Origin of the sequence: Streptomyces sp. P17 (assembly GCF_032436805.1) — a bacterium.
GTDB lineage: Bacteria > Actinomycetota > Actinomycetes > Streptomycetales > Streptomycetaceae > Streptomyces.
In genome coordinates, this window is record NZ_JAVRBF010000876.1 from 1 (window position 1) to 269 (window position 269).

The window sequence follows — 269 nt, forward strand, 5'->3', positions numbered from 1 at the left end:
TCCTGCTCAGCCATTGTACGAACGATTGGCGCGATATTCTGTCGCGCATCGATCGCCCCACCCTCGTGACCGGCGGCACTGTCAGTCATGTTTCGCCGCGTTCGCAGCGCTTCATCCATGGCCAGATCGCAGGCTCCATCTATCGCGAATTCTCTGACGAAGAGGGCGGCGCACATTTTCCGTTTCTCGAGGCGCCCGACGTTTTCAGCCGGGTCGTCGGCGACTTTTTGCGATGTTTGACGGGACCGGACGATGAGATTTGATCGCGC

At 59.1% G+C, this 269-nt stretch carries 1 protein-coding gene; it reads left to right on the top strand.

Annotated features, from left to right (window positions below; genetic code table 11):
• A partial coding sequence (locus RMT89_RS43290; protein WP_315889243.1) for an alpha/beta hydrolase occupies window positions 1-263 on the top strand: 263 nt, incomplete at its 5' end.
• Between the last annotated feature and the right edge of the window lie 6 nt (window positions 264-269).